Source organism: Mycobacterium sp., from assembly GCF_049647605.1.
Taxonomy (GTDB): Bacteria; Actinomycetota; Actinomycetes; order Mycobacteriales; family Mycobacteriaceae; genus Mycobacterium.
In genome coordinates this window covers 1-6,815 of sequence record NZ_JBARXZ010000200.1, presented here as the reverse complement: position 1 = coordinate 6,815, position 6,815 = coordinate 1, and the positions used below count along the sequence as shown (strand labels likewise).

The following is a 6,815-nucleotide window of genomic DNA, read 5'->3' as shown; positions in this document are numbered from 1 at the left end:
GCCATCGCCTGCGCAGCGGGTGCCGGGATCGCGGCTCGGGCCGTCACCGGGCAGCTGGCCGAGGGACCCCTGGGCGCCACCGCCGTGGTGACGCACGCCCTGGCTGCCGCGCTCTGGTGTGGGCTGCTGGTCGCTCTGGTTTTGACCGTGAACAGCCGCGGGCAGTGGGCCCGGGTCTTGCCGCAGTTCTCGCAGACGTCTCTGGTGTGTGTGGCGACGCTGGCGGTGGCGGGCAGCGTCAGCGCCGTGACCCGCGTCGCGGCGCCCTCGGATCTGTATGCCACCGGGTACGGCCGGATTCTGTTGGCCAAGGTCGCGGTGACCGCGGTCCTGCTGGGCTTGGCCTGGCGCAACCGGACCCGGTGGGTTCCCGCGGCAGCGTCGCACCGGGTCAGCGCCGCCGCCTCCCGCAAGAAGGCGGTGACAGAGCTGGCGCTGATGGCGGTGGCGCTGACGTTGGCGGCAGCGCTGACGGTGACGGGGTGACGCCGCAGGTCGGCTGGCATGATGGGGGGACTGCCGGTCTCACTGATGAGAATGACGATGCAAAGGAGCACACCTGATGGCCGACCCGCAGGAGCCGTCCGACAAGCGTCCCGAGGCCGCACCCGAGACCCTTGGGCATTCGTCGGCTCCGGATCCGTCGGCCCCGAAGGCGGCCGCCGAGAACGCCCCGGCCAAAAAGGCTCCCGCCAAGAAGGCCCCAGCCAGGAAAGCCCCCGCCAAGAAGGCCCCGGCGAAAGCCGTGAAGAAGGCTCCGGCCAAAAAGGCGCCGGCGAAGAAAGCCCCGGAGAAGAAACCGCCGCCTCCTGCCGCCGTCGAACCTGTCGTGATCGAGCCTGCCGTGCCGGCCGCCGATCTGCCGGCACCGGTCGCCTCGGTCAGCGATGGCGCCAAAGAGGCTGCAGCTCAGGCCAAATCGGCGGTCGAGCAGGCATCTGACGGCGTAGCCGCCCCGCTGGCACGACCAGTCGAGCAGGGCCGTTCCCCGCTGCCGCTGGTGGTCGCCATCGCGGTGAGCCTGCTGGCATTGCTGGTGATCCGACAGTTGCGCCGCAGCTCCGACGACAGCTAGTCGCTCCGGAAGCACCGGCAGACTCGGCGCAGTGGGGTCACCGGCCGCCCGATAACATGCACGCGTGACTGTGACTCCACGCGCGACTGCCGATCTGGTCGACGAGATCGGACCTGAGGTCCGCAGCTGCGATCTTCAGCTCCGACAGTTCGGCGGTCGGGACATCTTTGCCGGCCCCATCGTCACGGTTCGCTGCTTTCAGGACAATGCGCTGCTGAAGTCGGTGCTGTCGGAGCCGGGTGACGGCGCCGTGCTGGTCATCGATGGCGATGCCTCGGTGCACACTGCCCTGGTCGGCGATCTCATCGCCGAGTTGGGGCGGGCGAACGGCTGGTCCGGCCTGATCATCAATGGTGCGGTGCGCGACGCGTCGACGTTGCGCACCCTCGACATCGGGATCAAGGCTTTGGGCACCAACCCGCGCAAGAGCACCAAAACCGGTGCGGGCGAACGTGATGCCGAGGTCAGCTTCGGTGGTGTCACGTTTGTGCCCGGACACATCGCCTACAGCGATGACGACGGAATCGTCGTGGTTTCGGCCTGACCACAAGGCCTGACTACGAAGCCGTCACCGGCGTCCGGTGTTTGGTGAAGTGCAGAGCCGAGTCGTCGACCTTGCCCTGCCTGATCAGGCGTAGATCGACGAAGTAGTTCTGTTTGAGCCGCCACGGTGTCACCGAGCCCGACTTCGGCAGCTGGTCGATGGCACGCAGGATGTAGCCCGATGACAGGTCGACGAAGGGGCGACGCTCGACGTCTGGGCCCGGCTCTTCGGGTACCACCGTGTCGTACCCGTTGGCATCCATGTAGTTCAGCAGCTTGGCCACGAACTCTGAGGTCAGATCGGCTTTCAGCGTCCAGGAGGCATTGGTGTAGCCGAAGGTGAACACCATGTTGGGCAGTCCGGAGAGCATCATGCCCTTGTAGGCCACGGCGTCGGAGAGGCCGATCGGGGTGCCGTTGCGCAGCACCTGGGCGCCGCCGAAGAAACGGATGTTCAATCCCGTTGCGGTGACGATGATGTCGGCGTCGAGGTGGTCACCGGAGCTGAGTTGGATACCGGTGGCGGTGAATCGCTCGATGGTGTCGGTGACGACGTCGGCGTTGCCCTTGCGGATCGTCTTGAACAGATCTCCGTTGGGCGCCAGGCAGAGTCGCTGATCCCACGGCTTGTAATCGGGTCCGAAGTGCTTTTCGACGTCGTAGCCGGCAGGTAGGCGACGTTGCGCCATGGTCAGCAGGGTTTTCCGCATGTAGTTCGGAAAGCGTTGTGAGAGTTGGTACTGCGTGGTGCTGAAGATGATCGCTTTCCACCGGTTGATGATGTGCGCGATCTTCGGGGGCAGGTACTTGTTGGCCTTCTCGGCTACCGGGTCGATCTGCGGCAGCGCTCCGACGTAGGTGGGTGTGCGTTGCAGCATCGTCACATGGCCGGCACCGGATTGTGCAAGGGCGGGGATCAGGGTGACCGCGGTGGCGCCACTGCCGATGACAACGATCTTCTTGCCGGCATAGTCCAGGTCCTCCGGCCAGTGTTGCGGATGCACGATGGTGCCGGTGAAGTCTTCGGCCCCCGGGAAGTCCGGCGTGTAGCCCTGGTCGTAGTTGTAGTAGCCGCTGCAGGCCAGCAGGAAGCCGCAGGCGATGGTCTTCTGCTCACCGTCGGTTTCGACGGTGAGGTTCCACCGGTTGTCGGCATCCGACCAGTCCGCGGCCAGCACCTTGTGACCGAACCGCATGTGCTTGTCGATGCCGTTCTCGTGGGCCGCCTCTTTCAGGTAGGCCAGGATGGACGGCCCGTCGGCGATCGACCTGGCCGACGTCCACGGCTTGAACCGGAACCCGAGGGTGAACATGTCGGAGTCGGACCGGATGCCGGGGTACTTGAACAGGTCCCAGGTTCCGCCCAGATCGGCGCGGGCCTCGAGGATCATGTACTTCTTGCCGGGGGACCGCTGCTGGAGATGCCATGCGGCACTGATGCCCGAGATCCCGGCACCAACGATGACTACATCGACAAATTCGGTCATATGCCAAAGCTATCAACATCCTGTCGAGTAGGTCAACGATCTGTTGAGAAGTTCGACTTGCTGTAAAGTCAGCGACTGTGACCACCGTCGGCAAGCCTCGCGTTTCCCGTGGCCGCCGGACCACTCGGCCGTCCGGCGACCAGCGTGAACAGGCCATCTTGGATACCGCCGTCCGCCTTCTCCGGGATCGGTCCTACGCCGACATCTCCGTCGACGATTTGGCCAAGGGTGCCGGCCTGTCCCGGCCGACGTTCTACTTCTACTTCCCGTCCAAGGAAGCCGTTCTGCTGTCGCTGCTCGAACCGCTGATCCAGCGTGCCGACTCCGGCTTCGACGCCGCGACGGACCAGCTGCCCCCCCCCCCCGATCCGCGCCGTGACATCCGTGCCGGCATCAACACGTTTTTCGACGCCTTCGCCTCCGACCCAGTGATCAGCCGTGCCGGCGCCGAGGCCGCCGGCACCAACCCCGAGGTGCGGGCGCTGTGGTCGCGTTTCATGGACAAATGGATCGGCCAGACGACGGCGCTGATACAGGCCGAACGCGACCGCGGCGCAGCACCGGAGACCATTGCCGCCCGCGATCTCGCGACCGCACTCAATGAGATGAACGAGCGCATGATGGTGGCCGCGCTCGCCGACGAACAGCTTGCCGTGGCGCGGGACCGGCTGGTCGACACCCTCACCCACATCTGGGTGACCAGCATCTACAACACCGTCCCGTAACTCCCGAGGCGGCGCGCTACCAAAGGTCGCCGGGTCGCCAGTCGCAGATCAGCGCGGTGGTGGGGTCCAACGGTGCGGCCTGCCAGCCGGGGTACAGAAGGTAGATCCGGTCACCGTCGTCGTAGGTGTCGACGACGCCCGCCGGGCCGGCTGCCTGGGTGTGTCCGGTCCAGGGCTGCCAGCCGCGGGCGCCATAGAAGTCGGCGGCAGTATCGACGGCATTGAGAGCACCGAGTTGGTGGCGGGACCTGATGATGTTCTCCGCGCGGTCCATGACCATGCGTCCCAGCCCACTCCCCTGCATGTCGCCCCGAACCGCCACCCCTTCGACATAGCCGGTGCCGAAGGCGACGCCGTTGTGATGCAGGGTCCTGGCGACGACGGCGGCAAATGCCACCAGGGATGTGCCGCTGGTGGCGACCACGTGGACGCCTTCGACGGCGTGCAGCCAATCGTGAGATCGGAAGTTGCTGCCGAATGCATTGCGCACCAATATTTCTGCGTCAGCAAGCTGATCTCTGCCGAGCTCCCCGGGTTCGGCGATCAACACCTCGACCATCGTCTCAGCGTGGCACAGCCGAGTTGTTTCGAGGTTGCGGCGCACCGAACAGTCGCCGATCACGTCATCTCGAGGAAAACATCTCGATGAGTCCGTCGTCGAGCAGATTCTGTCGGTGGGCAGTGGGACAGTGGTTCCGCGGGACCACACCAGCTCATCCGCCGCAGACATCCAGAGGTGAGGCCGTGGCGCAGTCAGAGATCCCAGAAGGCGCGGCAACTGTGCTGCATGCCGATCTGGATTCGTTCTACGCCTCGGTGGAGCAACGTGACGATCCCACGCTGCGCGGCCGGCCGGTGATCGTGGGCGGCGGCGTTGTGCTGGCGGCCAGCTACGAAGCCAAGGCGTACGGGGTGAAGACCGCGATGGGCGGCCGGCAAGCGTTGCGCCTGTGCCCCGCCGCCGTCATCGTTCCACCGCGCATGTCGGCGTATTCACAGGCCAGCTCCGCGGTGTTCGAGGTTTTCCGGGACACCACGCCGCTTGTCGAACCGCTGTCGGTCGACGAGGCGTTCCTCGAGGTGGCCGGGCTACGACACATTGCGGGCACCCCGGTGCAGATCGCGGCGCGGCTTCGGGCGCGCGTGCAAGACGAGGTGGGCCTGCCGATCACGGTCGGCATCGCCCGCACCAAGTTCCTCGCCAAGGTCGCCAGCCAGGAGGCCAAACCCGACGGGCTGCTGTTGGTACCGCCCGGCCGGGAACTGCAGTTCCTGCATCCGCTGCCCGTCCGCCGGTTGTGGGGAGTGGGTGCCAAGACCGAGGAACGGCTGCGGCAACACGGCATCCTCACTGTTGCCCAGGTCGCTGAACTGGGCGAGTCGACGTTGGCTTCCCTGGTCGGTGCGGCGATGGGCCGTCAGCTCTACTGCCTGTCCCGCAACATCGACCGCCGCCGGGTCACCACCGGCACCAGGAGGCGTTCAGTGGGCGCCCAGCGCGCTCTCGGTCGCGCAGGGAACACCATGTTGCCCAACGAAATCGATGCGGTGGTGGTCAATCTCGTCGATCGCATCACCCGGCGGATGCGCGCCGCCAATCGCACCGGGCGTACGGTCACGCTGCGGCTTCGCTTCGACGATTTCGGCCGCGCCACCCGCTCGTCCACCCTGCCGCGGGCCACCGCAGCCACCGAGCCCATCTTGGCCGCCGCTCGTGGCCTGATCGCGGGGGTTACCCCGCTGTGCCGGGAGCGCGGTCTGACACTTGTGGGTTTTGCGGTGTCGAATATCGCCTCCGACGGCGCCCAGCAGTTGGAGCTACCGCTGGCCGGGGGTGCTGACCTGCACGCTGTGGACTCGGCGGTGGACCGGATCCGGCAGCGGTTCGGGACTGCGGCGCTGACCCGCGCGGTCCTGGTGGGGCGTGATCCCGGCTGGGAGATGCCGATGCTGCCGGACTAGAAGCTCTGATGACAGCGATCTGCGAGCAGCCCCAGCTGTTGTGCACGACGTGATTGAGCCGAGACGTACGTTCCGGCTAAATTTTGTGGTTGGTCAATACGAGTCCGGCCAACCGAGGTCGCGCGAAACCGCGAGTTGCGGGGAAGCCCGACGCCACCGTTACGCTTCGGCTACGGGCCGATGATCGGGTCTGGGGGATTCACCACATCCTCGCCCAGCTCAACACTTCTCGCGCAGGAACAGCAGTAGCAGTAGCACATGAGTGCGCCTAAGCGACCAACCCGGAACCTGTACTTGGCTCCGGCGGGAATGAACATCCAGTCGCCCTGCGTCAGCTCGTAGTCCTCGTAGATGATCGAACCGCCGGCAATGAACCGAACACCATCGCCTTCGTCGTGGCTGTGTTCGGGCACCTCGAGATCGGGCGCGGCCACCGTAACGAAGAGTTGACTAGGGCGGTCGAGGTATATAGGAAGCTGCCACTTCCGAAAGCCCGACCCCGGCACGTTGGTCGTCTCCAGAAGGCCCTGCGCGCGCGCCGCCGCCGGATGTCGCGACGTGACTATCTCTTTCGTCGAAAGACCGGCGCGTGCAACCGCTTTGCCGATCCGCTGCAGACCTTCATCAAAGGTTATGCTGTTTGGGTTGAATTTCGCGGACATCGCTTTTCTCCCGTGACGGCGACAGTACAAAGTCATGCTGAGCCGTCCGATCGGAAGCGCCTAGAGTAGTCGGCTACCCGTCTCCAGAAGGCGATCTAGCGCGAATCCCGGGTGGGGTGCACCAGCCTCGGGAAACCTTGCGATTAGGACTTCCTGGCCCAAGAGCCCCACGAAAGAATGTGGTTGGGATTCCTGCGTTCCGGCCCGAGAATTGTCGGCCCCCTCTGCAAGTATGGGGGTATGTCTTCCGCTGCAACATCTTTGGCCGCTGCCGGGAATCGTCCCGGCGAGCGGCTGGAGGTGTTGTTCGACGAGTTGGCGGAGTTGACCGGACAGCGCAACGCGCTCGACGGTCAGATCG

At 65.5% G+C, this 6,815-nt stretch carries 8 protein-coding genes; 5 read left to right on the top strand and 3 right to left on the bottom strand.

Translation table 11 applies throughout. The features are described from left to right. The 3 genes from WBB07_RS25600 to rraA all read left to right on the top strand — a co-directional run. The coding region (locus WBB07_RS25600; protein WP_526311874.1) for a CopD family protein at nt 1–486 on the top strand (486 nt) is incomplete at its 5' end. Nucleotides 487–562: 76 nt separating this feature from the next. Then, nucleotides 563–1,075, top strand: coding sequence for an Rv3852 family protein (locus tag WBB07_RS25595; RefSeq protein WP_526311872.1), 513 nt, complete (start codon nt 563–565; stop codon nt 1,073–1,075). 64 nt (nt 1,076–1,139) lie between these two features. Next, entirely contained in the window at nt 1,140–1,619 is a 480-nt protein-coding gene (gene rraA / locus WBB07_RS25590; protein WP_526311870.1) for a ribonuclease E activity regulator RraA, read from the top strand. Nucleotides 1,620–1,632: 13 nt separating this feature from the next. Here rraA and WBB07_RS25585 read toward each other — a convergent pair whose 3' ends face one another. Beyond that, complete coding sequence (locus WBB07_RS25585; protein WP_526311868.1) at nt 1,633–3,105, bottom strand: flavin-containing monooxygenase; 1,473 nt, start codon at nt 3,103–3,105, stop codon at nt 1,633–1,635. Nucleotides 3,106–3,182: 77 nt separating this feature from the next. Between WBB07_RS25585 and WBB07_RS25580 the strand changes: the two genes are divergently transcribed. After that, on the top strand, nt 3,183–3,830 hold the full coding sequence (locus tag WBB07_RS25580; RefSeq protein ID WP_526311867.1) for a TetR/AcrR family transcriptional regulator: 648 nt from the start codon (nt 3,183–3,185) through the stop codon (nt 3,828–3,830). 16 nt (nt 3,831–3,846) lie between these two features. On the opposite strand, the gene WBB07_RS25575 is transcribed toward WBB07_RS25580, so the two are convergent. Beyond that, complete coding sequence (locus WBB07_RS25575) at nt 3,847–4,389, bottom strand: GNAT family N-acetyltransferase (RefSeq protein WP_526311865.1); 543 nt, start codon at nt 4,387–4,389, stop codon at nt 3,847–3,849. A gap of 185 nt (nt 4,390–4,574) precedes the next feature. Here WBB07_RS25575 and dinB point away from each other — a divergent pair, with 185 nt between their 5' ends. After that, the gene (dinB, locus tag WBB07_RS25570) at nt 4,575–5,792 is read left to right on the top strand and encodes a DNA polymerase IV (RefSeq protein WP_526311863.1); all 1,218 of its coding nucleotides are present in this window, start codon (nt 4,575–4,577) and stop codon (nt 5,790–5,792) included. A gap of 170 nt (nt 5,793–5,962) precedes the next feature. Here the strand turns inward: dinB and WBB07_RS25565 are convergent, their stop codons facing one another. Further along, nucleotides 5,963–6,454: a cupin domain-containing protein gene (locus WBB07_RS25565; protein WP_526311861.1), complete on the bottom strand. Its 492-nt coding sequence runs from the start codon at nt 6,452–6,454 to the stop codon at nt 5,963–5,965. Between the last annotated feature and the right edge of the window lie 361 nt (nt 6,455–6,815).

Excerpts from the sequence above, each read along its gene's own strand:
- WBB07_RS25565 (WP_526311861.1), bottom strand. The coding sequence starts at position 6,454 with ATGTCCGCGAAATTCAACCCAAACAGCATAACCTTTGATGAAGGTCTG.
- WBB07_RS25585 (WP_526311868.1), bottom strand. The coding sequence starts at position 3,105 with ATGACCGAATTTGTCGATGTAGTCATCGTTGGTGCCGGGATCTCGGGC.
- WBB07_RS25595 (WP_526311872.1), top strand. The coding sequence starts at position 563 with ATGGCCGACCCGCAGGAGCCGTCCGACAAGCGTCCCGAGGCCGCACCC.
- WBB07_RS25575 (WP_526311865.1), bottom strand. The coding sequence starts at position 4,389 with ATGGTCGAGGTGTTGATCGCCGAACCCGGGGAGCTCGGCAGAGATCAG.